Annotated in this window: 22 protein-coding genes; 11 read left to right on the plus strand and 11 right to left on the minus strand. The window is 74.3% G+C overall.

The window, feature by feature from the left end; genetic code table 11:
- Window positions 1–37: 37 nt before the first annotated feature.
- Genes ACIGG8_RS13645 through ACIGG8_RS13655 form a run of 3 tightly spaced genes read right to left on the minus strand, consistent with a single transcriptional unit; the run spans window position 38 to window position 3023 of the window.
- On the minus strand, window positions 38–1045 hold the full coding sequence (locus ACIGG8_RS13645; RefSeq protein WP_396547820.1) for an ABC transporter ATP-binding protein: 1008 nt from the start codon (window positions 1043–1045) through the stop codon (window positions 38–40).
- Window positions 1045–2079, minus strand: a complete 1035-nt coding sequence (locus ACIGG8_RS13650; RefSeq protein WP_396547822.1) for a FecCD family ABC transporter permease — start codon at window positions 2077–2079, stop codon at window positions 1045–1047. Before ACIGG8_RS13650 ends, ACIGG8_RS13645 begins: the two co-directional genes overlap by 1 nt.
- The gene (locus ACIGG8_RS13655; protein ID WP_396548008.1) at window positions 2076–3023 is read right to left on the minus strand and encodes a FecCD family ABC transporter permease; all 948 of its coding nucleotides are present in this window, start codon (window positions 3021–3023) and stop codon (window positions 2076–2078) included. The genes ACIGG8_RS13650 and ACIGG8_RS13655 overlap by 4 nt, the downstream gene beginning before the upstream one ends.
- Window positions 3024–3285: 262 nt before the next feature.
- Here ACIGG8_RS13655 and ACIGG8_RS13660 point away from each other — a divergent pair, with 262 nt between their 5' ends.
- Together ACIGG8_RS13660 and ACIGG8_RS13665 are read left to right on the plus strand one after the other, a co-directional pair.
- Window positions 3286–4200 carry a (2Fe-2S)-binding protein gene (locus ACIGG8_RS13660; protein ID WP_396547824.1) on the plus strand — a complete coding sequence of 305 codons (915 nt, stop codon included), beginning with the start codon at window positions 3286–3288 and terminating at the stop codon, window positions 4198–4200.
- A gap of 196 nt (window positions 4201–4396) precedes the next feature.
- Window positions 4397–4798, plus strand: coding sequence for a VOC family protein (locus ACIGG8_RS13665; protein WP_396547825.1), 402 nt, complete (start codon window positions 4397–4399; stop codon window positions 4796–4798).
- On the opposite strand, the gene ACIGG8_RS13670 is transcribed toward ACIGG8_RS13665, so the two are convergent.
- Window positions 4759–5190, minus strand: coding sequence for a DUF6191 domain-containing protein (locus tag ACIGG8_RS13670; RefSeq protein WP_396547827.1), 432 nt, complete (start codon window positions 5188–5190; stop codon window positions 4759–4761). The genes ACIGG8_RS13665 and ACIGG8_RS13670 overlap by 40 nt on opposite strands.
- A 107-nt stretch (window positions 5191–5297) precedes the next feature.
- On the opposite strand from ACIGG8_RS13670, the gene ACIGG8_RS13675 reads away from it, so the two are divergent.
- The 4 genes from ACIGG8_RS13675 (at window position 5298) to ACIGG8_RS13690 (ending at window position 11659) form a co-directional block, all read left to right on the plus strand.
- Entirely contained in the window at window positions 5298–6056 is a 759-nt protein-coding gene (locus tag ACIGG8_RS13675) for a dienelactone hydrolase family protein (protein WP_396547829.1), read from the plus strand.
- Between the two features lie 283 nt (window positions 6057–6339).
- Entirely contained in the window at window positions 6340–7293 is a 954-nt protein-coding gene (locus ACIGG8_RS13680; protein ID WP_396548010.1) for an alpha/beta fold hydrolase, read from the plus strand.
- Window positions 7294–7417: 124 nt separating this feature from the next.
- Window positions 7418–9505 carry a protein kinase gene (locus ACIGG8_RS13685; protein ID WP_396547831.1) on the plus strand — a complete coding sequence of 696 codons (2088 nt, stop codon included), beginning with the start codon at window positions 7418–7420 and terminating at the stop codon, window positions 9503–9505.
- Between the two features lie 516 nt (window positions 9506–10021).
- Entirely contained in the window at window positions 10022–11659 is a 1638-nt protein-coding gene (locus tag ACIGG8_RS13690; protein ID WP_396547833.1) for a M4 family metallopeptidase, read from the plus strand.
- A 171-nt stretch (window positions 11660–11830) separates the two neighbouring features.
- On the opposite strand, the gene ACIGG8_RS13695 is transcribed toward ACIGG8_RS13690, so the two are convergent.
- The gene (locus tag ACIGG8_RS13695; RefSeq protein WP_396547835.1) at window positions 11831–12304 is read right to left on the minus strand and encodes a winged helix-turn-helix transcriptional regulator; all 474 of its coding nucleotides are present in this window, start codon (window positions 12302–12304) and stop codon (window positions 11831–11833) included.
- Between the two features lie 114 nt (window positions 12305–12418).
- On the opposite strand from ACIGG8_RS13695, the gene ACIGG8_RS13700 reads away from it, so the two are divergent.
- The gene (locus tag ACIGG8_RS13700; RefSeq protein ID WP_396547837.1) at window positions 12419–13090 is read left to right on the plus strand and encodes an NADPH-dependent F420 reductase; all 672 of its coding nucleotides are present in this window, start codon (window positions 12419–12421) and stop codon (window positions 13088–13090) included.
- A 163-nt stretch (window positions 13091–13253) separates the two neighbouring features.
- On the opposite strand, the gene ACIGG8_RS13705 is transcribed toward ACIGG8_RS13700, so the two are convergent.
- Entirely contained in the window at window positions 13254–14231 is a 978-nt protein-coding gene (locus ACIGG8_RS13705) for an ABC transporter substrate-binding protein (RefSeq protein ID WP_396547839.1), read from the minus strand.
- 240 nt (window positions 14232–14471) lie between these two features.
- The gene (locus ACIGG8_RS13710) at window positions 14472–15260 is read right to left on the minus strand and encodes a MerR family transcriptional regulator (RefSeq protein WP_396547840.1); all 789 of its coding nucleotides are present in this window, start codon (window positions 15258–15260) and stop codon (window positions 14472–14474) included.
- A gap of 174 nt (window positions 15261–15434) precedes the next feature.
- Between ACIGG8_RS13710 and ACIGG8_RS13715 the strand changes: the two genes are divergently transcribed.
- From ACIGG8_RS13715 to ACIGG8_RS13725, 3 genes are read left to right on the plus strand one after another with little or no spacing between them, the layout of a single operon-like run.
- A complete protein-coding gene (locus ACIGG8_RS13715; RefSeq protein WP_396547842.1) occupies window positions 15435–17060 on the plus strand; it encodes a flavin-containing monooxygenase in 1626 nt (541 codons plus the stop codon).
- Window positions 17057–18118: an alpha/beta fold hydrolase gene (locus tag ACIGG8_RS13720; protein ID WP_396547844.1), complete on the plus strand. Its 1062-nt coding sequence runs from the start codon at window positions 17057–17059 to the stop codon at window positions 18116–18118. Before ACIGG8_RS13715 ends, ACIGG8_RS13720 begins: the two co-directional genes overlap by 4 nt.
- Window positions 18115–19020, plus strand: coding sequence for an SDR family oxidoreductase (locus tag ACIGG8_RS13725; RefSeq protein WP_396547846.1), 906 nt, complete (start codon window positions 18115–18117; stop codon window positions 19018–19020). Before ACIGG8_RS13720 ends, ACIGG8_RS13725 begins: the two co-directional genes overlap by 4 nt.
- Before the next feature lie 127 nt (window positions 19021–19147).
- Here ACIGG8_RS13725 and ACIGG8_RS13730 read toward each other — a convergent pair whose 3' ends face one another.
- Window positions 19148–20482: a PLP-dependent aminotransferase family protein gene (locus ACIGG8_RS13730; protein WP_396547848.1), complete on the minus strand. Its 1335-nt coding sequence runs from the start codon at window positions 20480–20482 to the stop codon at window positions 19148–19150.
- 180 nt (window positions 20483–20662) lie between these two features.
- On the opposite strand from ACIGG8_RS13730, the gene ACIGG8_RS13735 reads away from it, so the two are divergent.
- Window positions 20663–21325 (plus strand): LysE family translocator, encoded by a 663-nt coding sequence (locus tag ACIGG8_RS13735; protein WP_396547850.1) that lies wholly within the window; start codon window positions 20663–20665, stop codon window positions 21323–21325.
- Window positions 21326–21362: 37 nt separating this feature from the next.
- On the opposite strand, the gene ACIGG8_RS13740 is transcribed toward ACIGG8_RS13735, so the two are convergent.
- Genes ACIGG8_RS13740 through ACIGG8_RS13750 form a run of 3 tightly spaced genes read right to left on the minus strand, consistent with a single transcriptional unit; the run spans window position 21363 to window position 24141 of the window.
- Window positions 21363–22412, minus strand: coding sequence for a serine hydrolase domain-containing protein (locus tag ACIGG8_RS13740; protein WP_396547852.1), 1050 nt, complete (start codon window positions 22410–22412; stop codon window positions 21363–21365).
- Window positions 22409–23347 (minus strand): DUF6895 family protein, encoded by a 939-nt coding sequence (locus ACIGG8_RS13745; protein ID WP_396547853.1) that lies wholly within the window; start codon window positions 23345–23347, stop codon window positions 22409–22411. Before ACIGG8_RS13745 ends, ACIGG8_RS13740 begins: the two co-directional genes overlap by 4 nt.
- On the minus strand, window positions 23344–24141 hold the full coding sequence (locus ACIGG8_RS13750) for a hypothetical protein (protein WP_396547855.1): 798 nt from the start codon (window positions 24139–24141) through the stop codon (window positions 23344–23346). Before ACIGG8_RS13750 ends, ACIGG8_RS13745 begins: the two co-directional genes overlap by 4 nt.
- Window positions 24142–24194: the final 53 nt, after the last annotated feature.

A 24194-nucleotide genomic window follows, 5' to 3' on the forward strand; every position in this document is an offset into this window, starting at 1 on the left:
CTTGGATCGGGTCGAACGGGGGGACGGGGGTGGGAGCTCAGACGGCGGTGGCAGCCGTACAGCCGACGGCATCGGCAGCGGCATCGGCAGCGGCATCGGCAGCGGCATCGGCACTGGCACCCGCACCGGCAGCGGCACCGGCAGCGGAGCCGCGCACCCGCGCCCGCGGCACGACCAGCGGCGTACCGGTCTCCGGATCGGGCACGACCCGGCAGGGCACCTGGAAGACGGCCTCCACCAGCTCGGCGGTCAGCACCTCCGACGGCGGACCGGCGGCCGCGAGCCGTCCGTCCTTGAGTACCACCAGGTGGTCGGCGTACCGGGCGGCCTGTCCGAGGTCGTGCAGCACCATCACGACGGTGCGTCCGGCCTCGGCGTGCAGGTCGGCGACCAGGTCGAGCACGTCGAGCTGGTGGCGCAGGTCCAGGAAGGTGGTCGGCTCGTCGAGCAGCAGCAGGTCGGTCTCCTGGGCGAGCGCGAGCGCGATCCAGACCCGCTGGCGCTGCCCGCCGGAGAGCCGGTCGACCTGCCGGTCGCGGAGCTCGGCGGTGCCGGTGCGTTCCAGCGCGTCCTCGACGGCGGCCTGGTCGGCCTTGGACCACGGGCTGAGCATCCGCTGGTGCGGGTACCGTCCGAGCCGGACCAGCGCCTCGACGGTGACCGCCTCCGGGGTGACCGGCTGTTGCGGCAGCAGGCCCATCCGCTTGGCGAGCGCCCGGGCGGGCATCCGGTGGATGTCGGCGCCGTCCAGGGTGACGGTGCCGGCGGCCGGGTCGAGCAGCCGGACGAGCCCGCGCAGCAGCGTCGACTTGCCGCAGGCGTTCGGTCCGACGATCGCGGTGACGGCGTCGCCGGGCAGTTCGAGGTCGAGCCCCTCGACGATGGTCCGGTCGCCGTAGCGCAGCCCGAGGCCCCGGGCGGCGAGCCGGTTCGCGGTTGCGCCGGGGGCTGCCGGAGGGGTCCGGCCGGCAGCTGCGGCAGGGGTGATGGCGGTCGCGGTGGCAACCGCGGTCGCGGTCTCGGCGGACGTCTCGGCGGAGGTCATCAGCTGCTCCTCTGGGGAAGCCGGCTCTGGCGGATCATCAGCACCAGGAGCCAGGGCGCGCCGAGGGTGGCGGTGACGGCACCGACCGGCAGGCCGTGGACGGGGATCACGTGGAGCACCAGGAGGTCGGCGGAGAGCAGCAGCACGGCGCCGGTGAGCGCGGTGAGACCGAGGGTGCCGAGGGTGGGCGGTCCGGCGAGCAGCCGGACCAGGTGCGGCACGGCGAGCGCGACGAAGGCGACCGGTCCGGTGAGGGCGGCGGCCAGCGAGGCGAGGGTGATGGTGAGCAGCAGCAGTCCGAGCCGGTCGCGGGCCGGGGTGAGGCCGAGGCCGCCGGCCGAGTCGTCGCCGAGGTCGAGCACGGCGACCCGCCGCTGGCTGAGCAGGACGCCGACCGCGGTCAGCCCGATGGCGGAGCCGCCGATCCACACCTCGGTCCAGTTGCGGCCGTAGAGCGAGCCGGTGGTCCACTGCAGTGCCGAGGAGGCCAGCTCGGCCGGGAACCGTACGATCATCAGGTTCACGGCGGCGGCGAGGCCCTGCTGCACCGCCAGGCCGACCAGCACCAGGCGGGTGACGGCCATTTTCGAGCGCCAGGCGAAGCCGCCGAGCAGCAGCGCCGCGAGCAGCCCGCCGCCGACCGCGGCCAGCGGGATCAGCTGCTGGGAGGCGCCGGTGGCCAGCATCAGGACGGCGCCGAAGGAGGCGCCGCCGGTGATGCCGATGGTGTCGGGGGCGGCCAGCGGGTTGCGGAACAGCCGCTGCAGCATCGAGCCGGCCATCGCCAGCCCGGCGCCCGCGATCAGGGCGGAGACGACGCGGGGCGCGCGGAACTGCTGCACCACCAGGACGTTGCCGGGCTCGCCCTGGCCGACGAGCGCGCGCAGGGCGTCCCAGACGGGGATGTCGAGCTGCCCGGTGCCGAGCGCGATCCCGGTCAGCAGCACCAGCAGCGCGGCGGCGACCAGCGACCAGACGGCGGTACGGGTCCGGCGGCGGGCGAGGGCCCGGGCGGGGAGGGCGAGCGCGGTCACCGGGCCACCTTCCGGGCCAGCACCGCGAGCAGCGGCGCGCCGAGGAACGCGGTCACGATGCCGACCTCGATCTCGGACGGGCGGACCACCAGCCGACCGAGCACGTCGGCGGTGAGCAGCAGCAGCGGACCGGCGATCAGGCAGCCGGGCAGCAGCCGGCGGTGGTCGTTGCCGAGCAGCGGGCGGACCAGGTGCGGGGCGGCCAGTCCGATGAACGCCACCGGTCCGGCGACCGCCACCGCACTGCCCGCGAGCAGGACGACGGCGAGCCCGCCGGCCACCCGGATCCGGGCCACCGGCACGCCCAGCGACTGCGCGGTCTCGTCGCCGAGGGCCAGCGCGTTGAGCGCGGGGGAGATGGCGAGGGAGCCGATCAGGCCGAGTGCGAGGAAGGGCAGGACGGGGGTGAGGGTGTCCAGGTGCCGTCCGGCGATCGATCCGGCCAGCCAGAAGCGGGCCTCGTCCAGCGTGCGGTGACTGGCCAGCATCAGCGCCGAGGTCCAGGAGGTGAGCACCACCGTGAGCACGGTGCCGCCGAGCGCGAGCCGGACCGGGTCGAGGTCCCCGCCGCGCCGGGACATCGCGTACGCGGCGACGGCGGCGACGGCTGCTCCGGCGAAGGCGAACCAGAGGTACTCGACCGGGCGGGAGAGGCCCAGCGTGTAGATCGCGGCGACGACGGCGAGGCTCGCGCCCGCGTTGATGCCGAGGGTGACCGGCGAGGCCAGCGGGTTGCGGGTGACGCCCTGGGCGACCGCCCCGGCGACACCGAGCGCCGCCCCGACGGCCAGTCCGATCAGCGTGCGCGGGACCCGAAGGCCCGTCACCACGTCGGCGTCACCGCCGTGGGCGGCGCCGGTGAGGGCGTCGACGACGGTCGACAGCGGGATGGATCGGGAGCCCAGCGCAAGGCTCAGGGCCGCACACAGCACGAGCGCGCACATGCCGGCGAGCAGCACCAGGAGCTGCCGGGCCGCCGAGGCGCGAGGCGTCGGCGGGACTGTGGAGGCGGGCGGATCGGTTCTCAGCACGAAGCGATATCTTAGGTTAGGTTTACCTAAGTTCGTCAAGGGTTCGGGTGATTCGCCCTCGACTGGCCCGATGTGTCGACCTGCCCGCGATCGCCTCTGGTCGCCGGGCGACATGAGGCATTGTAAGGTGAGCCTCACCTTAATCGATCATGCGGAATCGATCTCGGGAGTGCCGATGGTTCCCGGAACACCCCTGCCCGTCGCGCCTCGCGGCGCCCTGCCGTCCGTCGCGCCTGTCGCGCCTGTCGCGCCTGTCGCGCCTGTCGCGTCCGGCGGGGCCGGCGGGTCCGTCGCGCCCGTCGCGGCTGGTGGGTCCACCGCGTCCGCCGCGCTCGTCGGTGACTACCGGCGGCTGCTGGAGCTGTGTCCGGCGCTGGACCTGCGGCTGCTCGACGCCGTCGAACCCGCTCCGCGCGCCGCCGACGGCTGGTACTCCGGAGCCCGGATCGCCACCGACGAACGGGCGCTGGCCGCCGTCCTGGCCGGCGAGGAGTCCCGCATCGCGGCCGAACACGGCCGCGCGCCGCGGCCGCACGTGACCGCTTCCCGGCTGCTGCACCACTACGTCTGGTCGGCCTGCCTGATCGTCGCCGGCCCCTGGCACCTCGCCCGGAGGGTGCCGGTCGTCGACCCCGCCGACCTCTGGCTGCACGCTCCCACCGGTGCGCTCGCGCTGCGCCCGCGCGGCCACGTGACCCTCCCCGGTGACGACGAGCTCCGCGCCGAACTGCGGGCCGCCGTGGTCGCGCACGTCGAGCCGCTGCTCGCGGCCTTCGCCGGGCCCACCCGGCGTCACGACCGGGCGCTCTGGGGCATGGTGACGGACGACCTCGCCTCCGCCGTCTGGTACCTGGGCCGGATGCTCGGCGACGAGGACACCGCCGTCACCGCCGCCGGGGCCGTCCTGCCCGGCGGCACCCAGCCGCTGCCGGGCGCCGCCGACTTCCGCCGCCTGCACACCCCCGACGGGCGCACCCATCACACCCGCACCCGGCTCGGCTGCTGCCTCTACTACGCGGTCGGGCCCGAGGCCGTCGCCTGCCTGACCTGCCCGCGCACCTCCGACGAGGAGCGGCTGCGGCGGCTCTGACCGCAAACGGCGGCGGTTCCGGCTGCGCACGGCTGCAGCGACCCCGACCGCGAACGGCCGCGAGCCGGGCCGCGAACGGCCGCAGCGGCCCGGCCGCGTACGGCGGCGAACCGGGCCGCCGGAACGCTGACGGACCGTCCACAGCGTTGCGCGGAAACGTGGTTCGTTGTCAGTGCTGTCGGCTATGGTCACCCGCATGATCGATTCCACCGTGCGGGTCCGGATCGCCCGCCCCTCGCGCGACCTCGCGGCAGCCGAACGCTTCTACGTCGGCGGCCTCGGGCTCGACGTGCTGTGGCGCACCACCGAGCGGGTCTCCGGCGAGCACGACCTGCTGATGGTCGGCCCGCCCGGTGGCGCCTGGCACTTCGAGCTGACCCACGACCCGGAGCGGCCGCTGGAGCCCACTCCGACGGTGGACGACCTGTTCGTCGTCTACCTCGGCGCGCCGGTGGACGAGGCCCTGGTCGCCCGGCTGGAGGCGGCCGGCGGCACCCGGGTCGAGGCCCACAACCCGTACTGGGAGGAGTTCGGCGTGACGGTGGCCGACCCGGACGGCTACCGGCTGGTGCTCTGCTCCCGCACCTGGGGGGCCTGACCGGCCGGGCCCGTTCCGCTCCCGTCGCGCGGTGCCTGACCGGGGGCGGACTCCCCGGCCCCGCCGCGCGGTACGGGGTCGAGCAGGGCTTCTCCGGCCCCGCCGCGCAGCACCGCCACGCCCCGGTCCAGGTCCACACCGAAGTGCGGCGGCGATCCGGCCTGCGCGTCGTCCCGCAGAGCGAGCCGCTCCTTCTTCTGCTCGACCTGGATCCGCTTCCCCGGACTGAACAGCGCGTGCAACTCGTCCAGCCCGCCGGCGCCCAGCCCCGCGACCCCGGGCCCGCGCTGCCGCGGGCGCGGCGACGCCTCGTCCCGGATCTGCCACACCGCCAGTGCGGCCAGCCCCAGTAACGCCGCCACCGTCGCCACCACACCCACGATCAGCCCCATGCCCGCCCAACGCCGGACCGGGGTGGGGGCGTTCCCCGGACGCCCGTTCGGGCCGGGGCCGCGCCCGCCGGATACGCTGCCACACCAACGGAAGGAGCGCCCTCACCATGACCGTGCGCGGAACCCTCGTGGACATCCGGACGGCGGACGGCACTGCCGACGCCTACCTCGCCCACCCCGATGACGGCCGGGCCCACCCGGGCGTCATCCTCTACATGGACGCCTTCGGGCTCCGGCCGCACCTGAAGCGCATGGCCGACCGCCTCGCCGCCGCCGGGTACACCGTGCTCGTCCCCAACGCCTACTACCGGAACGGCCGTGCCCCGGTCGTCGAACTGCCGGAACTCATCGACGTGGAGAGCGACGACCCGGTCTTCGACCGGCTCGGCCCGTTGCTTGCCACCCTCACCCCCGACGTCACCGAGCGCGACGCGGACGCCTACCTGCGCTGGCTCGCCGAGTCGCAGCTGGTCCAGGACGGCCCGGTCGGCCTCACCGGCTACTGCCGAGGCGCCCTCCTCGCCCTGCGCACCGCCGCCAGCCACCCCGACCGGATCGCCCTCGCGGCCGGCTTCCACGGCGGCAACCTCGCCACCGAGCGCCCCGACAGCCCGCACCTGGGCGCCGAACGGATCACCGCCGAGCTGTACTTCGGCCACGCGGACCAGGACGAGGCACTGCCGCCGGAGCAGATCGACCGGCTCGCCGAGGCCCTCACCGCCGCCGGTGTCCGCTACCGGGCCGAGGTCTACACCGGCGCCCCGCACGGCTACACCCAGGCCGACACCACCCGCTACGACGCGGTCGCCGACGAACGGCACTGGGAGGCACTGCTCGGCCTGCTGAAGCGCGTCCTGCCGGCCTGAGGCCGGGCCACCGGCTACCCGGCCTCCGGGCCGCCCCCGCCCGGCTGCCTGGCCGGGCCGCCCCCGCCTGCGGGCGCGGTCCGGCGGCGCGGTCCGCGCCCGATCTGTTGGTTTGCGGTTCACGGTCCGGACGGGCGGAGTTCGGACACCGGAGTCACCGGCCGGACAACGTCGGGTACCTGACGACAAGTCGGGCCGGGTTGCGCGGGTGTCGGGGGAGCAGACGCGGGCATCGGGGGAACGGGGCCGAGTGACGGATCCAGGGGGGCCGTACGTGCACAGCATGCAGGGCAAGCGGGGGACGCGAGCCGGGGGGACGGGCCTGCGCGGCGTCCAGGAAGCCATCGTGCGGGCATTCGCCGCATGCACGCCCGGCAGGGTGCAGCCGGGCGAACTCGACTGCGAAGGACGGGCGTTGCGCTGGGTGGAGGCCGGGCAGGGGGCCGGTGTCCCGGTGGTCCTGATCGCGGGCTGCGGCACCTCGTCGCTCACCTGGGCGCCCGTCCTGCCCGAACTCGCCCGGCACAGGCGGGTGGTGGCGTACGACCGGGCCGGGATCGGTGCCAGCGACCCCTGCCGCAGCAGCGGCCGGTCCGGGATCGTGACACCGACGCTGGACGGTCAACTCGCGGACCTCGCAGCGCTGGTGCGCCACCTGGACGCCGGTCCAGTGGTCCTGGTCGGCCACAGCTGGGGCGGCCAACTGGCCCAACTCCTGGCCTGGCAGCGACCGGAGCTGGTGGCCGGGCTGGTGCTGGTGGATCCGGCGCACGAGGAGTTCCAGCCGCCGGCCGTCCGCGTCGCCGAATCCGCGCTGAACCGGCTGGGGATGCTCCGTGCGGCACTGGCGGGTGCGGCACCGGTGAACTCGTCGCACGGATCGGCGGATCCGCTCGTCTGTGCCGAGGCGGCCGTGGTCGCGCACCACCACCAGCGGTGGACCGTCCTCGCCGAGAACCGGCTGACCACCGTCGTCGTCCCGGAGATCCGGCGGCGCCGCGCCTCCGCGCGACTGCCCGAGGTGCCGGTGGCCGTGTTGAACGCGACCGAGGGGCTGCCGGGGAGGATGCGCTCCCGGTGGACCGCCGTGCAGTCGCAGATCGCGTCCCGCGCCACCAGGGGGACGCACATCGTGGTGCGCGAGTCCGGCCACGCCGTCCACGCCGACCGCCCCAGGGCGGTCATCGCCGCCGTCCTGGAGGTGTCCGATCACGCCCGGTCCATCCGGAAGGCCTGACGGACCGGCGACAGCCGTGCTCAATTCCTGCCCGCATCAGCTCTGCTGAGGACACGACACGCTCTGGCACACTGTGTGCCGACGACCCGGCGGGGCGGGTCACGACACACGGGGGGACAGCGGCATGAGCGGGGTGGGCACCGTGCTCGGCGGGCGGTACAGGCTGGTCGAGCGGATCGGCGGGGGCGCGATGGGCTCGGTCTGGCGGGCCGAGGACACCGTGCTGGCGCGACGGGTGGCGGTCAAGATCCTGCGCTCGGAGCTGTTCGAGGACAGCACCGCCACCCAGCGCTTCCGCCGGGAGGCCCAGCTGGTCGCCGCGATCGACCACCCGGGCGTCGTCGACGTCCACGACTACGGCGAGAGCGGCGCGGACGGTGACGAACGCTGCGCCTACATCGTCATGGAGCTGATCGACGGCCGCCCGCTGGACCGGGTGCTGGCGGACACCGGCCCGATGACCGTCGAGCGCGCGCTCGACCTGGTGGCCGGCGCCCTGGACGCGCTGCACGCCGCGCACCAGCAGGACATCGTGCACCGGGACATCAAGCCGTCCAACCTCATGCTGCGCACCGACGGCCGGGTCGCCATCACCGACTTCGGCATCGCCCGGGCGATCGCCAGCACCAAGCTCACCGCCCCGTTCGCGATCATCGGCACCGCGCTCTACATGTCCCCGGAGCAGGCCGAGGGATCGTCCCTGGGGCCGGCCACCGACCTCTACTCGATCGGCGTGGTCTGCTACGAACTGCTGGTCGGCGCGCCGCCGTACTCCGGGGACGGGCCGCTGCAGATCGCGCTCAAGCACGTCAACCAACCCGTGCCGGAGCTGCCGGAGGCCTTCCCGGCGGCGGTCCGGGCGCTGGTCGCCAGGGCGCTGGCCAAGAAGCCCGAGGAGCGGTTCGCGGACGCCGCCGAGATGGCGGCGGCGGTGCGCGCGGCACTCGGCGGCGACGGTGCCGAGGACGGCGAGGGCGGTGCGACCGGGAAGGGGCCTGCGTCGGCCGACAGCCGGACGATCGCCCTCCGGCCCGGCGCGGGTCCGGCGGCGAAGGCTGAGGCCGGGTCAACGGAACCCGCTGCGGGCGGATCCGGGCCGGGTGGACCCGCGGCAGGCGGATCCGAGGCGGGCGAGGCCGAGCCCGGGGCCGTGGTGGTTCCCGCCGCGGGTGACACCCCCGCGCCTGCCGAGGTCGCGAAGGTGCAGCCGCAGCCGCAGCCGCAGCCCGAGGCGCAGACCGAGCCCGGCCGGCGAAGGTCCCGCCGGACCCTGTTGGTGCCCGTGATCATCCCCGTCATCATCTCGGCGGGCACCGCCACCGCCCTGCTGATCGACCGCAGTCCCGGCGGCTCCGACGCCACCGTGCCGCCCGCCGCCCAGCCGACCGTCGTGGTCACCGTCCCCGCGAACCCGGTCACCGGCACCCCGGCCGCGGCGACCGGCACCGCGCCCGCCACCCCGCCGCCGACCGACGCCCCGACGGCCGCCCCGAACCCGGACCAGCCGGCCCCCGGTACCGCCGACCAGCAGCAGGCCCCCGTTCCGGCTCCGGGTCAGGCCGGTGGCGGTGGTGCGTCGGGCGGTAGCCGGACCGGCGGTGCGGGTGCGTCCTCCGGTGGCGCGTCCTCGGGCGGGTCCGGGGCAGGGTCCGGCTCCGGGTCGGGGGTCGCCGGCGGCCAGGCGAACCAGCCGGGCGGTGCCGCAGGCGGCAACCCGCCCGCCCCGCCCGCCAATCAGAACCCGCAGCCGCCGGCCCAGACCTCGGGCGGCGGCACCACCGCGGCGCCGCCGCAGAGCCCGAGCCGCCCCGCGTCCTGCGGCGGCAACAGCTGGAGCACCATCGTCAGCGTGAAGCACGAGCGGCCGATCGGGATGCGCAACGACAACCTGAACGGCGACAACCCGCTCGTGCTCGGCGGCGCCGCGCAGTACGGCTGGGTGCGCTCGACCAACCCCGGTTCGTGGATCCTGTTCAACGCCTGCAACAACGGCGGCCCGCAGCTCGTCCAGACCACGGACGGGAGGGTCGTGTTGAGCAACGGGTTCAGCTTCCTCACCAACTGGACCGTCCGCAACGGCTCCACCCCGGGCTCGTACACGCTGGCCGACTACATGAACTCGGTCTGCATGACCGACAACGGCGTGGGCAACGCGATCACCATGGTGGCCTGCACCCCCGGCAACACCGCGCAGGAGTGGCGCCTCCAGTAGCGGCGCCTCCAGTAGCGGCGACTGTTCGAGGATCAGTAGCAGCCCCCGGTGATCCGGGCAAGGGCGAGGGAATGGCGGAACCTCGCCAGTCCGGAGCCGAGGGGCGTGTGGAATCTTCTACACAGATGTAAAAGTCGATTGCCGGTCGACCGGATCCGCCCGCCGGCCACTGCTCCGGCGGGCGGGCGGCCGTCGGCGCTGGCGGTCGGACATGGTTCGTACGGGAACGGCACGCGTGTTGCGGTGAACCGTCCCGGTCCGGCCGTCGACTCCACACTCTTCACGGCATGGCGGGACCTGGCCAACCCCTGAAGCGAACCTGTCATTTCTCCTGATGGATTGTCATGCTTCTGTTCATCCCCCGGCGGCAGCCCCACCCCCACCCCTTGGTGGCGAGCCGCCCGACTGCACGGGATCTCAGCACGTCAGCGCCCGTTCCGCCCCACAGGTGCCGACCCCGGCCCCCGGGACGAGGTGCGACCGCGCCCAGACGCGGTATCCCGGAAGGACTCGTACGTGAAGCGAAAGCTCGCGGCTGTCGCCGTACTCTCGGCCACCGCCCTCCTGACCGGTGTGATCCAGGTGAGCACCGCCGCCCAGGCCGCCCCCGTCGACTCGTCGCCGGCCCAGGCCGCCCGGCAGCACGCCACCGTGCTCGCGGTGGCGAGCGGCCAGTCCGGCCCGCTCGCCAAGGCGCTCGGCCTGGGCGCCAAGGAGCAACTGGTCGCCAAGGACGCCGTGTTGGACAAGGACGGCACCCGCCACCTGCGCTTCGAGCGCACCTACGCCGACCTGCCGGTGATCGGCGGCGACCTGGTCGTCCACCAGAAGGCCGACGGTGCCGTGAAGTCGGTCTCCAAGGCGGTCTCCGCCCGGATCGACCTGCCGAGCGTGACTCCGGCGGTCCCGGCCGACCAGGCCGCCGCGCAGGCCACCGGCGCGGTCAAGGCCACCGTCGGGGTGACCCTCGACGCCGACCAGTCCCCGCTCGCCGACGTCCACCAGACGGGCACGCCCCAGCTGGTCGTCTGGGCCACCGACGGCAGCCCCCGCCTCGCCTACCGCACCACCGTCGAGGGCGTGCGCGCCGACGGCACCCCGAGCAGCCAGGTCCTGGTCACCGACGCCGCCAGCGGCCGGGTGCTCTCCACCCACGAGAAGGTGCAGACCGCCGCCGGTACCGGCAAGGGCGTCTTCGTCGGCCAGGTCCCGCTGACCACCGCGCAGAGCGGCGGTCAGTACCAGCTCAAGGACGACACCCGCGGAGGCCAGTCCACCACCGACATGAGCAACGGCACCTCGGGCAGCGGCTCGCTGTTCGCCAACGCCGGCAACAGCTTCGGTGACGGCACCGCCGGCAACCGCGAATCCGCCGCCGTGGACGCCCAGTTCGGTGCCGCCACCACCTGGGACTTCTACAAGAACGCCTTCGGCCGCAACGGCATCCGCAACGACGGCGTCGGCGCCCTCAGCCGGGTGCACTACGGCTCCGACTACGTCAACGCGTTCTGGAGCGACGACTGCTTCTGCATGTCGTACGGCGACGGCAGCGGTGACGCCGCCCCGCTCACCGAGATCGACGTGGCCGGCCACGAGATGACCCACGGCGTGACCGCCGCGACCGCCAACCTCAACTACGACGGCGAGTCCGGCGGCCTCAACGAGGCCACCTCGGACATCATGGGCACGATGGTCGAGTGGTCCGCCAACCTGCCCTCCAACCCGCCGAACTACTGGATCGGCGAACTGATCAACCTGAACGGCAACGGCAGCCCGCTGCGCTACATGGACCAGCCGAGCAAGGACGGCCAGTCCGCCGACTACTGGGACGCCAACGTCGGCAACCTGGATGTCCACTTCTCGTCCGGCGTGGCGAACCACTTCTTCTACCTGCTGGCCGAGGGCAGCGGCGCGAAGAGCATCAACGGGTTCGACTACAACAGCCCGACGTACGACAACTCGACGCTCGCCGGCATCGGCCGGGACAAGGCGGCGCAGATCTGGTACCGCGCGCTGACCACGTACTTCACCTCCACCACCGACTACGCGGGCGCCCGTGCGGCCACCCTCAGCGCGGCTGCGGACCTGTACGGCTCGGGCGGCACGGAGTACAACGCGGTCGCCGCCACCTGGACCGCGGTCAACGTCAACTGAGCCGGGGAGAGCGAGCCGTCCCCGGGTCCGAGCCGCCCGGCCCGGACCCGGGGACGCGTCCGAGCGAGGCCCCGCCGGGCCGTGGGTGCCGGCCGGAGGGGGCGTAGGCGGCGGGGCGACGGTGTGCGGACCACCGTCGCCCCCGCCGCATGCACGCGATATGACGCCACGTCAGCTGCTCTGGCTGCGTCGGCTGCGGCGCGCGTCGTGCGACTCCTGGGCGGCGAGGACGGCGTCGCCGTGTTCGGCGGCCCAGGCGCCGAGTGCGCGGATCGGGGCGAGCAGGGCCGTGCCCGCCACCGTGAGGGCGTAGTCGACCCGCGGCGGCGCCTCGGCGTAACGGCGGTGCTCCACCAGGCCGTTGTACTCCAGCCGCCGCAGTGCCTCGTTGAGCACCTTCGGGCTGACCCCGCCGATCCGGTCGAGCAGCGCCCGCGGGCGCATCGGACCCCGCTCGCCGAGGACGTGGACGACCACGCTGTCCCAGCGGTTGGCGATCACCTCGAAGGCCAGCCGGGCACGGCAGTCGGCGGCGAAGACGGCACCGCCCAGGTCGTCGCCGTCGTCGCGGCTGTTGCCGTCGTTGCCGTCGTTGCCGTCGTTGCTATTCATGCCGTCCTCGCTGCGCCGGCCCGTGGTGTCCATACGGCCATCCTGCCCGGGCCGATGCCTACCGGGTGGTGTGCATCGGCCCGCCTAGCGTGCCGGGCACAGCAGTTCGCGCCGACCCCGGTCGGGCGACGACGGTGAGGAGTGGACATGAGGATCGGCATTCTCGGAACGGGCGCCATGGCGGCGGCCCTCGGCGGGGCCTGGGTGCGAGCCGGGCACGAGGTGGTGGTGGGAGGGCGCGACCCGGGGGCGGCTCGCCGACTGGCCGCCGAGACGGGCGCGTCGGAGGGTGGCGACCTGGCGCGGGCGGCGAGGTTCGGCGAGGCCGTCCTGGTGGCGGTGCCGGCCGATGCGGCGGTGCCGGTGGTCGGATCGCTGGCGGCCGACCTGGTCGGGCGGACCCTCCTGGACTGCACCGTGCCGATGGCTCCGGGAGCGGACGGCCCTCGCCTGACCACGACGGGCACCGCGCACTCCGTCGCGGTGCGGCTCGCCGCCGCGGCTCCGGCGGCCCGGGTGGCCAAGGTGTTCGGGATCTGCCACGAGAGCATCTGGACCCTGCCGCGGCCGGCCTTCGAGGGCGGCGCGCCGCTCGGGGTCCCGTACTGCGCCGACGACCCGGTCGCCGCCGCACTGGTCGCCGGTCTGGTGGCCTCGATGGACTGCGTTCCCGTGCCCTGCGGGGGCCTCGACCGGGCCGGGCTGCTGGAGGCGACGGCCGTCTTCGCGATCGGCGTCTGGTGGTCCGGCGGCGAGGCGCGCCGGGTCTTCCCGGCCCCCGCCCTGGCGCCGGGCGCGGCGGACGACGACGAGGGGTAGCGAGTCCGGTCGGCCGCGGTGCACCGGGAGGACTCGACCGTCCGCGGGTGGCGGGCTGGCGACGCTGACGGCTAACGGCTGACGGATGACAGCTGACAGATTTCAACCCATCTGTCAGCTGTCAGCTGTCAGCTGTCACCTGGTACCTGTTGCCTGCCGCCCCTCACCCACCCGTCGGCGCCAGGTCCTTGCGGATCTCGTCCAGGATCAGACCGGCCCCGGTGTACCCGATGCCGAGCATCCACAGGTTGTCGTCCACCCGGAACACCCGCCCGTTGCGGACGGCGTCCAGGTTCTTCCACAGCGCGCCCTCGGTGATCTTCCCCTGGTCGGACTTGGCCGCGTCCCCGTACACCGAGTAGAAGACGACGTCCGCAGCCGCCTGGTCCACCTGCTCGGGGCTGATCTCCATCGAGAAGCCGGGCTTGTCCTGGTTGGCGGGTCGGCCGAGACCGAGGTCCTTGAACAGCGAGCCGACGAAGGTGTCGTTGAGGTACAGCCTGGTGGGCGCGCCCGCCAGGAAGCGGGCCATCTCGACCCGGGTGGCCCCGGCCCTGGCCGGCCCGCCCAGCGCGGTGACCAGGTCCCGCAGCTTCGCCTGGTAGGCGGCGTCCGCCGCCGCGGCCTCGCTCTGGCGGCCCAACGCCTCCGCATGCAGACGGACGTTCTCCTTCCAGGTCGGGCCGGTGGTCTTGGAGAGGACGGTCGGCGCGATCTTGGACAGTTCGTCGTACCGCTTGTCGTCGCGGACCTGGTTGCTGAGGATGAGGTCCGGCCGCAGTGCCGCGATCGTCTCCAGGCTGGGCTGGCCGATCGTGCCGACGGCCTTCGTCCCGGCCAGCCGATCGGCGGGGAGGTAGCTCGGGAACGGCGCGCCCGCACTCACGGTGCTGGCGCCGACCGGGGCGAGGCCGAGGGTGACCGCCGAGTCCAGGGCGTCCGTGTCCAGTGCCACCACCCGCTCGGCCCGTGCGGGGACGGTGCTCTCGCCGCGCGCGTGCCGGACGGTCCGGGTGCCGCCGCCGACGGACGAACCGGCCTTCGGGGACGGGGAGTTCGGTCCGCAGCCGGTGAACGCCAGGCCCGGGGCGAGCCCGGCGGCGAGGCCGAGCGCGGCGCGGCGGCTGAGGGGTCTGGGCATTGCGGCACCTCCAACGGGCGGGCTGGGCGCGGGAATCCCTGCCCGCACGGCCACCCGCCTACGCCTCGAACCGCTACGGACCGGTCACGCCCCGGGGGTACAGCGCCGCCGGCGCGCCCCGGGGCGGCGCCGGCCCCCACGGTCCCGAGTCGCGACGCCTCCTCACGGTCCCGGGTCGCGGCGGACTCTCACAGCCCCGGGCCGCAGCGGCCCGTCACGGCCCGGAGTCGCAGCGGATCGTCACGTCTCGGAGCCGTTCTCCCGCCGCTGGCGCAGGAGTTCGTCGTACTCGGCGTGCACCCGCCGGTCCATCGCGAGGGTGAACTGGGCGTCGGCCACGGTGCGGGCCAGCGGTCGTACCCGCAGGATGCGCTCGGTGAGCCGGACCGCCTCGCCGGGCGGCAGCGGGGTGTCGGCGGCCAGTGCGCTGAGCAGGTGCTCGGTGACCACCTCGATGAAGATCTCGGCGATGGCGTCCACGTGCTCCCGGGTGCGTCGGCTGGCGTCCAGCACCGCCGAGAGCGGCACCCCCTCCGCCACCAGCTCGGTGGTGGCGTCCATCAGCCGACGGCTGACGTGGGTGATCCCGTCCTCCTCGACGGTGATGTAGCCCTGCTCGATGGACTCGGCGGTGTTCTCCTCGGTGAGCTGGTCGCCGAAGGCGGCCTTGAGCTCCTCCCAGTCGAGGCGCACCGGGGTCTCGTCCGACCACGGCGCGACGATCGCCGCCTCCAGGCCGATCAGCTCCGCGACGTCCCGACCGCTCTCGCCGGCGCCGATCAGTTCGGCGATGCCGCCCAGGGTGTGGCCGCGTTCCAGCAGTTCGCCGATCATCCGCAGCCGGGCCAGGTGCTCCTCGCCGTACCAGGCGATCCGGCCCTCCTTGCGGGGTGCCTGGAGCAGTCTGCGCTCACGGTAGAAGCGCAGGGTGCGGGTGGTGATGCCGGCCGCTTCGGCCAGTTCCTCCACCCGGTACTGGCGTTTTCTGTCGCCCGCAGCAGCTCTGACCTTGTCCACGGCGATCAGCATAGGTCCGTCGGCTGGGAAGGCTCCCGGAACCGGAGTCGTCGCGCTTCTTCCATCCGGTGTCAGCAAGGGCTACCCTGCCAATCATGCCAGTGATTACTGGCGCGGTTGGAAGGGTTCCGGGGCAGGCCCCGGGAGAGTGCGACGATCACCGCCCCACCCTCAGGAGGAGGCCGCATGGCATCCAGCAGCAAGCGCCCCCGCTCCGGCACGTCCGGTGCGTCCGGCGTCGACGGCACGCCCGGCACGCCCCGTACGGCCGAGGGGTCGTCCGAGACCGGGGCCCGCGCGGCGGAGGAGGCCGTACCGCACGTCCGGGTGGCGGTGATCGGCTCCGGCTTCGGCGGCCTCGGCGCCGCGGTCCGGTTGCGCCGCGCCGGGATCACCGACTTCGTGGTGCTGGAGCGCGCGGACTCCGTCGGCGGCACCTGGCGCGACAACAGCTACCCCGGTTGCGCCTGCGACGTGCCCTCGCACCTCTACTCCTTCTCCTTCGCCCCCAACCCCGACTGGCCGCGCAGCTTCTCCGGTCAGCCGGACATCCGCGCCTACCTGGAGAAGGTCGCCACCGTCTTCGGGCTCCGACCCCACCTGAGGTTCAACGCCGAAGTGCTGGAGGCGCGTTGGGAGAGCGACGGAGCCCGCTGGCGGATCACCACCTCGGCCGGGCAGTGGACCGCCGACGCCGTCGTCTCCGCCGCCGGACCGCTCGCCGACCCGCAGATCCCCGACCTGCCCGGGCTGAGCGGTTTCACCGGCAAGGTGTTCCACTCCTCCCGCTGGGACCACGACTTCGACCTGGCCGGCAAGCGCGTCGCCATGGTCGGCACCGGCGCCTCCGCCGCCCAGATCATCCCGTCGATCCAGCCCGAGGTCGGCAAGCTGACCGTCTTCCAGCGCACCCCGGCCTGGGTCCTGCCGCGCCGCGACCGTGAGATCACCCAGCTGGAGAAGTGGCTGCACGGCCGCCTGCCGCTCACGGCGAAGGTCCGCCGCGGCACCCTGTTCGCCCTCCGTGAGCTCCAGGTCGACGCCTTCGTCCGCCGCCCCGGGCTGCTGCGCATGGTCCAGCAGCTCGCCGAGCGGCACATCGCGCAGAGCGTCCCGGACCCGGCGCTGCGCGCCAAGCTCACCCCGGACTACCGGATCGGCTGCAAGCGCATCCTGCTCAGCAACACCTACTACCCGGCACTCGCCGCCGCCAACACCGAGGTCGTCGCCTCCGGCCTGCGCGAGGTGCGCGGCTCCACGCTGGTCGCGGCCGACGGCAGCGAGCACGAGGTGGACGCCATCGTCTTCGGCACCGGCTTCCACGTCACCGACATGCCCATCGGGGCCCGGGTGTTCGGCGTCGACGGCACCAGCCTGGCCGAGGAGTGGAAGGACGGCATGGAGGCGCTGCGCGGCTCGACCGTGCGCGGCTTTCCGAACCTCTTCTTCGTCATCGGGCCCAACACCGGCCTCGGCAACAGCTCGATGATCCTCATGATCGAGTCCCAACTGAACTACATGATCGACGCGTTGACGACGCTCGGCTCGATCGGCGCCGCCGCCATGCAGCCGACAGTACGCGCCCAGCGGCAGTGGAACCTCGAACTGCAGCACCGGATGGACCGCACCGTCTGGACCACCGGCGGCTGCCGCAGCTGGTACCTCGACCCGAGCGGCAGGAACACCGTGCTCTGGCCCGGCTCCACCGCCTCCTTCCGCCGCGCCACCCGCAAGGTGGACCTCGGCGAGTACGAGCTGATCATGCGCGCGGCGCCGGCCGCCGCCCGCACCGTCCAGGAGGTCTCCGCGTGAGCGCCGCCGTCCTGCCCGCCGAGTACGAACACCCGACGCCTGCCGAGGAGTTGACCGTCCGCTCGGCCGACGGCATCCGGCTGCACGTCGAGGTGCACGGCCAACCCGGCGCGCCCACCGTGGTGCTGGCGCACGGCTGGACCTGTTCGACCGCCTTCTGGGCCCCGGTGATCCGCGAACTCTCCGACCGCTACCGGGTGGTGGCCTACGACCAGCGCGGCCACGGGCACAGCGAGGTCCCGCCGAGCCGGGCCCGCTACTCGACCCGGGCGCTCGCCGAGGACCTGTCCGCCGTGCTGGCCCGGACCGTCCCGGCGGGGGAGCGGGCCGTCCTGGCCGGGCACAGCATGGGCGGCATGACCATCATGGCCGCCGGCGGCCGCCCCGAGGTCGCCGAGCGCACCGCCGCCGCCGTCCTGATCTCCACCGGGCCGAGCGACTTGGTGGCCGAACTCACCGTCCTTCCCCCGGGCGTGCGTTCCCCGGGCCTGCGCCGCTTCCTGCACCGGCGGCTGCTGCGCTCCCGGATGCCACTCGGACCGGTCTCGCCGGTCAGCCGGGTGGCGCTCAAGTACGCGACCATGGGCTCGGGTTCGCCCGCCGGGCAGGTAGAGGCGACGGCCCGGATCGTGCACGCCTGCCCGACCGCGGTCCGCGCCAACTGGGCCGCGGTGCTCGACCGCCTGGACGTCCGTGCCGGGCTCGCCCGGCTCACCGTGCCCACGGCGGTGGTGGTCGGCACCGACGACCGCCTGACCCCGCCGGTGCACGCGCACCGGATGATCGCCGGGCTCAAGGACCCGCAGGGGCTGTTGCTGCTGCCCGGAGTCGGGCACATGTCGCCGCTGGAACGCCCGGCAGAGGTCGCCGGCGAGATCCATCGGATGGCCGCCGAGCACCTGGTCGGCGCGCCCGCCGCCGGGCCTGCCGCCGCGTCGGCCGACGCGGCGCTCGCCGGCACCGCGCCCGCTCCGGCCGCAGCCGCCGCAGTCGCGACTGCCGGCTCCACCGTTGATCCTTCTGTTGACCCCACCGACGAGAGGACCGCCGTCGCATGAACGCCATCCCGCCGTTGTCCGCGCAGGTCGTCGTCGTGACCGGGGCAGCCCGGGGGGTCGGCGCCTCGCTGGCCCGCAAGCTCGCCCGGCGCGGGGCCAAGGTCGCCCTGCTGGGGCTGGAGCCGGAGGAGCTCAAGGCCGTCGCCGCCCAGTGCGGGCCGCACGCGACCAGCTGGGACGTGGACGTCACCGACCTCGACGCGCTCGACGACACCGCCCGCCGGATCAAGGAGCACTACGGGCGGATCGACACCGTCGTCGCCAACGCCGGGATCGCCATCGGCGGACCGCTGACGGACAGCGACCACCGGGCGTTCAGCCGGGTCATCGAGGTGAACCTGCTCGGCAGCGTCGCCACCGCGCGGGCATTCCTGCCGGCTCTCATCGAGAGCCACGGCTACCTGCTGCAGATCGCCTCGCTCGCCGCGCTGACGCCGGCCCCGCTGATGAGCGCGTACTGCGCCAGCAAGTCCGGGGTGGAGGCCTTCGCCCACTCGCTTCGCGGCGAGGTCGCCTACCAGGGGGTGAAGGTCGGCGTCGGGTACCTGAGCTGGACCGACACCGACATGGTGCGGGGGGCCGACGAGGACGCCGTGCTGAAGCAGATGCGGTCGCGGCTGCCGTGGCCGGCGAACAAGACGTACCCGCTGGAGCCCGCGGTGGACCGGATCGTCGCCGGGATCGCGCGCCGGTCCGCCCACGTCTACGCCCAGGCCTGGTTGCGCGGGATGCAACCGGTCCGTTGGCTGCTGCCGAGCCTGATCGCGGTGGTGGGCTCCCGGGACGTCGCCCGGCTCGCCCCCCAGCTCGCCGCCACCGCCGCCAGCCGCCTGCGCGCCGTCGGCGCCGGGGGCGCGGCGGACACGGCGGCCCGGGGGAGCCACAACGGCTCGGGAAGCTGACCGTCGGCAGCCGACGGCTCGTAACGGGTAGCAGGTAACAGATGACAGGCAACAGCTGACAGATGATGAAATCTGTCAGCTGTTCGTCGTTCGCCCGCCGCCCGTCGCCCGTCAACCCGGCACGCCGTCACCGTCCGCCCTCCCCCTCCGTCGCGATCCGCGCCAGCGTCTCCAGCGCCCGTGCCAGGACCGGCAGCGGCGGCGAGGCGAGCGCGACCCTGACGGCGGACGGTGAGCGCCGCGGATCCACGGCGAACGCCGTCGCGGGCGTGACCGAGATCCCGGCGCGTGCCGCCGCCGCGACGAAGGCCTCCGCCCGCCAGGCCCCCGGCAACTCCCACCACAGGTAGTACGAGCAGGGGTCGGCCCGCAGGCGCTGCCCCGTCAGCGCCTCGCGCGCCAGCAGCTGCCGGGCCGCCGCGTCGGCTCGCTTCGCCGCCTCGACCGCGGCCAGTGAGCCGTCCCCGATCCAGCGCACCGCCGCCTCCAGCGCGAACCCGCTCGGCGTCCACCCACCCGAGCGCAGCGCGCCCGCCACCTGTTCCCGCAGCGCAGCCGGGACGGCCGCGAACCCGCTGGTCAGCCCGGGGGCCAACCGCTTGGAGAGGCTGTCCACCAGCACGGTGCGCTCCGGCGCCAGCGCGGCCAACGGCGTCAGGTCGGGCCGCAGGAACGACCAGACGGCGTCCTCGACCACCGGCAGGTCGAGCCGCCGCAGCTCCTCCACGAGCCCCGCCGCCCGCTCGTGCGGCATGCTCGTGCCGAGCGGGTTCTGCAGCCGGGGCTGCAGGTACACGGCGCGCAGCGGCGCGGCCCGGTGGGCGGCCGCGACGGCGTCCGGCACCAGCCCGTCCTCGTCCATGGCCAGCGGCACCAGCCGGATGCCCAGCCGCTCGGCCACCGCCTTGACCACCGGATACGTGAGCGCCTCCACCCCCAGTCGCTGCCCGGGCGGCACCAGCGCGGAGAGCGCCCCCGCGATGGCCTGCCGCCCGTTGCCCGCGAACAGCAGGTCCGCGGCGTCGACCTCCCAGGAGCCGGTCGAGAGCAGGCCGGCGAGGGCCCGCCGGGCCGCGCCCGTTCCGGCCGCGCCGATCGGCCGCAGGGCGTCCCCGAGCGCGTCCGCGCGGAGCAGTGGCGCCAGTCCGCCCGCCAGCAGCTCGGCCTGTCCGGGCACGACGGGGTAGTTGAGTTCCAGGTCCAGGGGCCCGGCGGCGGGTTCGGCGAGAGCGATCCGTGCGCCGTTCGCGCCCCGTCCGGCCCGGACGAAGGTCCCGCGCCCGACCTCCCCGACGGTCAGCCCGCGCCGGGCCAGTTCCCGGTAGACCCGCCCGGCCGTCGAGGCGGCGATGCCCCGGCTGCGGGCGAACGCACGCTGGGTGGGCAGCTGCTGTCCCGGCCGCAGCCGCCCGTCGGCGATGTCGGTGGCGACCCGGTCGGCGATCAGGCGGTAGTCGTCCATCGGTGGCGGGCCTTCCGTGTGCCGTACCGGTGCGCCGTGCCCCCGGGTCCCACCCGAGCGCCGCGCCCCCCGAGCCGCGCCCCTCAGCCGCGCCCATGGGCCGCACCGTCCTCGGGGCACATTGCACCGAGTGCAAAGCCATCATTGCATCGAGTCGGTCACCCGTCCTAGCCTCCCTCCATGGACGCGTTGACTACCGCCGTGGACGGCCACGCCGTGCTCGGGATCGCCGCCGTGGCGCTGGGCATGGTGCTGTCGCCAGGGCCCAACATGATCTACCTGGTCTCACGCTCGATAGCGCAGGGCCGTCGCGCCGGGCTGATCTCGCTGCTGGGGGTCGGCGCCGGCTTCCTGGTGTACCTCGTCGCGGTGACGGCGGGGGTGGCCGCGGTGTTCTCGGTGGTGCCCGCCCTCTACACCGCGATCAAGCTGGCCGGCGCCGGCTATCTGCTCTGGCTGGCCTGGAAGGCGGTCAAGCCCGGTGGTACGGCGGTCTTCGCCCCGCAGCAGCTGCCGCCGGACCCGCCGCGCCGACTCTTCACGATGGGCTTCCTGACCTGCCTGCTCAATCCCAAGATCGCCATCATGTACATCTCGCTGCTGCCCCAGTTCGTGGCGCCGGAGCGGGGTCACGTCGCCCTGCAGAGCCTGCTGCTGGGCCTGACCCAGATCGCGATCGCGATCACCGTCAACGGCCTGATCGCGATGAGCGCGGGCAGCATCGCCACTTTCCTCAACCACCGTCCGGCCTGGCTGCGGGTCCAGCGCTACGTGATGGGCACCGTCCTGGCTGGTCTCGCCGTGCGCATCGCCGCCGACCGCGCCAAGGCGGTGGCGGTCTAGCCACGTCCTCGGATCGCCGCCTCGGTCCGGCGGTCCGTCAGCGCCCCGCCCGGCAGCCGGCCGCCGTCCGCAGCACCTCGTACGCGGCCTGCACGAACCGGCCGTCCAGGGTCGGCCCGGTGTTGGCCAGCGCCGCGACCGCGCTCGCCGTCTCCCGGGAGAAGCCCACGAAGGCCGTGAAGCCCCGGGTCGCGCCGGTGTGGAAGTACAGCTCGCGCCCGCCCGAGCGGCGGCGGTTCCACACCAGGCACAGCTCGTCGGAGGAGTGCGGCCGTCGCAGCCGGGCCCGCTGGGCCTCGCCCAGGGCCTCCTTCAACGCGCCTCCCCCGTCACCGGGTTGCGGTCCGTCGAGGTGTGCCCGGAGGTAGCGCAGCAGGTCGGCTCCGCTCGACCGGACGGCGCCGGCCCCGGGCAGTCCGGGGATGCTCCACGGCGGCGTCGCCCGGCCGCGCCGGTATCCGACGGCCCGGTCCGGCGCGTCCGGGGAGCAGCCGGTGGCGGCGAGGCCCAGGGGCCGGCAGACGCGTTCGGCGAGCAGGTCCCCGTACGGCAGTCCGCCCGTCTCGGCGAGCACCCGGCCGAGGAGCCCGACGCCGTAGTTGGAGTACCGGTACCGGCTACCGGGCCTGGCCCGTACGGTGGTTCGCGGCAGTGCGGCGCGCAACTTCTCCTCGCCGAACGCGGCGTACGGGTTGCCGGACCAGTTCGGGACGGCTCCCGCGAGCAGCCCGGGCGGCAGCCGGGGCAGCCCGGAGGTGTGGGTGGCCAGGTGCAGCAGCCGGATCGGCTCGGGCGAACGGACCGTCACCGGGCGCCAGTCGGGCGGCAGGAGGCGCTCCACCGGGTCGTCCAGGGCGAGTTCACCGTGGGCGGCCAGCTCGGCGAGCAGCAGTGCGGTGAACGTCTTGCTGACCGAGCCGAGTTCGAAGACGGTGTCCGGCGTGCACGGGGCCGACCGCTCGTGCCCGAGGTGCCCGTGGCAGCGCACCTGGTCCCGATCCTCGCGTGCCACGGCCACCGTGACGGCGGTGGCGTACGGCGCGGCCGCCCGGGCCGCTGCCCGGACGGCCGTGTCGAGCTCGTTCACCCGGCGGCCGCACCGGCGCCGCCGAGCGCCCGGGAGAGCAGGACCGTCGCGGCGACGACCGCCACCACGGCGGTGTGTTCGTGTGCCCGGATCGCCGACTCGGGGTCCTCTTCGACCGGTTCGGCGTCCCGAGGGACCAGGCCGTCCGCCCGCTGCACCGCGGCCAGGGCCTCCCAGCCGGAACTCCCCAGCATGGGACGGCCGATACACGCGTCGACGATCAGCAGCTCGCCGACGAGGTCCCACTGGCCGATCTCCATCCAGATGTCGAGCCAGACCGGCAGCCACGCGTGCAGGTAGTCGCGCATCGGTTCGGGCAGGTCCTCGGGCCGCGCGCCCCAGTCGGTGAGGTGGAAGACGGTGTGGGTGACCTGGTAGGCGATCGACCAGGCGATGGTCCACGGTTCGGGGAGCGCGCCGAGCCAGGTGCGGGCGGCGAGTTCGGCCCAGTCCGGCCGGTGGCTGAGACCGATGACCCGCCGCGCGTTCGCCACCGCGAGCTGTCGGCTGCCCTGGATCTCGACCGCGTGGACGGCCCGCAGCCGGCTGATCGATTCGAGCAGCTCCTCCAGTGCGGCGTGCCGGTAGCCGACCCGGGCGAAGTGGGCGTACGTCTCCAGCGGGTCGGTGACCGTGACGTGCCGCAGCTGCCGCTCGTAGAGCATGTCGCCCTCGCGCAGTTGCTGCCAGGCGCCGTCGAGCATGTCGCGCGCGGCGCGGGCGTCCTGCGGTCCGGCGACGCCGTCGCGCAGCACCAGGGAGGAGGCCATCGCGGCCTCGCAGAGCGGCTTGTAGACGTCGTTCGGTTCGGCGAGGTCGATGATGGTGTTGTCGGCGAGCCTGCCCCAGCCGTCCTGGTAGCAGGTGTGCAGCCAGGACAGCGCGCGGGTGCCGAGCTGCTGGGCGGTGGCGAGCACCTCGGTGTCGGTGGTCATCGCGGGTTCCCCTCCGACAGGCGCTCGGCGATGGCGAGTTCGAGCCGGGTGCGGACGGCGCCGATGCCGACGAGGCGGATCCGGTCCAGGATCGGCGCGACCTCCAGGTGCGGTGGCCGGTCCTCGGCGCCCGCCCAGGCGAGCCAGCGGGCGAGCCGGACGGCGGTGGTGAAGTCGCGCCGGAGCATGGCGCGGACGGCGCCGCGGGCGAGTGCCAGGTGGTCCGTGCGGGCGGCGTCGTGGACCGGGCCGTCCAGCCCGGGCAGTGCGAGCACGGACAGTTGTGCCATCCGGACGGACCAGGCCTGCCAGCCCAGCTCAGCCGGTCCGGGCAGCGGGGCGGGCACGTGGTCCGGAGCATGACCCGGCCCGCGATCCGACGCGGAACCCGGGACGTGATCCGGCACGTGATCCGAGGGGGAATCCGGCACGGAACCCGGCGCGGTGTCCGCGTACGGCGTGCGGGCGAGCACCCGGCCGGCGGCCCAGTCCTGCCACGCGATGGCCTGCGCGGCCTCGGGGGAGGCCGGTACCGGCGCGGGGAAGGCCCGCCGGGCCTCGGCGAGCAGCGCGGCGGTGGGTCCGTCGGGCTCGGCTCCGGTGAGCAGCTGCGGGGCGAAGAGGTCCGCGCCGAGCACGCGGACCGCGGCCAGCAGCGGGCGGGGGACGACGGTGTCCGGGTCCGCGAGCGCGGCCGTACCCCCGCCGCCCCGGAGGGCGTCGAGGGTACGGCCCGCCACCCGCTCGACCGCCGCGGCGTACTCGTCACGGAGAGGGGTCTCGGCGAATGGCATGGTGGTGAGGTCCTCCTTCAGGAGGTCGGGCGCGGGCGCGGGGCCCCGTGGGG

It is taken from the genome of Kitasatospora sp. NPDC085464, from assembly GCF_044541955.1.
Classification (GTDB): Bacteria; Actinomycetota; Actinomycetes; order Streptomycetales; family Streptomycetaceae; genus Kitasatospora.

Excerpts from the sequence above, each read along its gene's own strand:
- ACIGG8_RS13645 (WP_396547820.1), bottom strand. The coding sequence starts at position 1,045 with ATGACCTCCGCCGAGACGTCCGCCGAGACCGCGACCGCGGTTGCCACC.
- ACIGG8_RS13655 (WP_396548008.1), bottom strand. The coding sequence starts at position 3,023 with ATGTGCGCGCTCGTGCTGTGTGCGGCCCTGAGCCTTGCGCTGGGCTCC.
- ACIGG8_RS13660 (WP_396547824.1), top strand. The coding sequence starts at position 3,286 with ATGGTTCCCGGAACACCCCTGCCCGTCGCGCCTCGCGGCGCCCTGCCG.
- ACIGG8_RS13665 (WP_396547825.1), top strand. The coding sequence starts at position 4,397 with ATGATCGATTCCACCGTGCGGGTCCGGATCGCCCGCCCCTCGCGCGAC.
- ACIGG8_RS13670 (WP_396547827.1), bottom strand. The coding sequence starts at position 5,190 with ATGGGGCTGATCGTGGGTGTGGTGGCGACGGTGGCGGCGTTACTGGGG.
- ACIGG8_RS13675 (WP_396547829.1), top strand. The coding sequence starts at position 5,298 with ATGACCGTGCGCGGAACCCTCGTGGACATCCGGACGGCGGACGGCACT.
- ACIGG8_RS13680 (WP_396548010.1), top strand. The coding sequence starts at position 6,340 with ATGCAGGGCAAGCGGGGGACGCGAGCCGGGGGGACGGGCCTGCGCGGC.
- ACIGG8_RS13685 (WP_396547831.1), top strand. The coding sequence starts at position 7,418 with ATGAGCGGGGTGGGCACCGTGCTCGGCGGGCGGTACAGGCTGGTCGAG.
- ACIGG8_RS13695 (WP_396547835.1), bottom strand. The coding sequence starts at position 12,304 with ATGGACACCACGGGCCGGCGCAGCGAGGACGGCATGAATAGCAACGAC.
- ACIGG8_RS13700 (WP_396547837.1), top strand. The coding sequence starts at position 12,419 with ATGAGGATCGGCATTCTCGGAACGGGCGCCATGGCGGCGGCCCTCGGC.
- ACIGG8_RS13705 (WP_396547839.1), bottom strand. The coding sequence starts at position 14,231 with ATGCCCAGACCCCTCAGCCGCCGCGCCGCGCTCGGCCTCGCCGCCGGG.
- ACIGG8_RS13710 (WP_396547840.1), bottom strand. The coding sequence starts at position 15,260 with ATGCTGATCGCCGTGGACAAGGTCAGAGCTGCTGCGGGCGACAGAAAA.
- ACIGG8_RS13715 (WP_396547842.1), top strand. The coding sequence starts at position 15,435 with ATGGCATCCAGCAGCAAGCGCCCCCGCTCCGGCACGTCCGGTGCGTCC.
- ACIGG8_RS13725 (WP_396547846.1), top strand. The coding sequence starts at position 18,115 with ATGAACGCCATCCCGCCGTTGTCCGCGCAGGTCGTCGTCGTGACCGGG.
- ACIGG8_RS13730 (WP_396547848.1), bottom strand. The coding sequence starts at position 20,482 with ATGGACGACTACCGCCTGATCGCCGACCGGGTCGCCACCGACATCGCC.
- ACIGG8_RS13735 (WP_396547850.1), top strand. The coding sequence starts at position 20,663 with ATGGACGCGTTGACTACCGCCGTGGACGGCCACGCCGTGCTCGGGATC.
- ACIGG8_RS13745 (WP_396547853.1), bottom strand. The coding sequence starts at position 23,347 with ATGACCACCGACACCGAGGTGCTCGCCACCGCCCAGCAGCTCGGCACC.
- ACIGG8_RS13750 (WP_396547855.1), bottom strand. The coding sequence starts at position 24,141 with ATGCCATTCGCCGAGACCCCTCTCCGTGACGAGTACGCCGCGGCGGTC.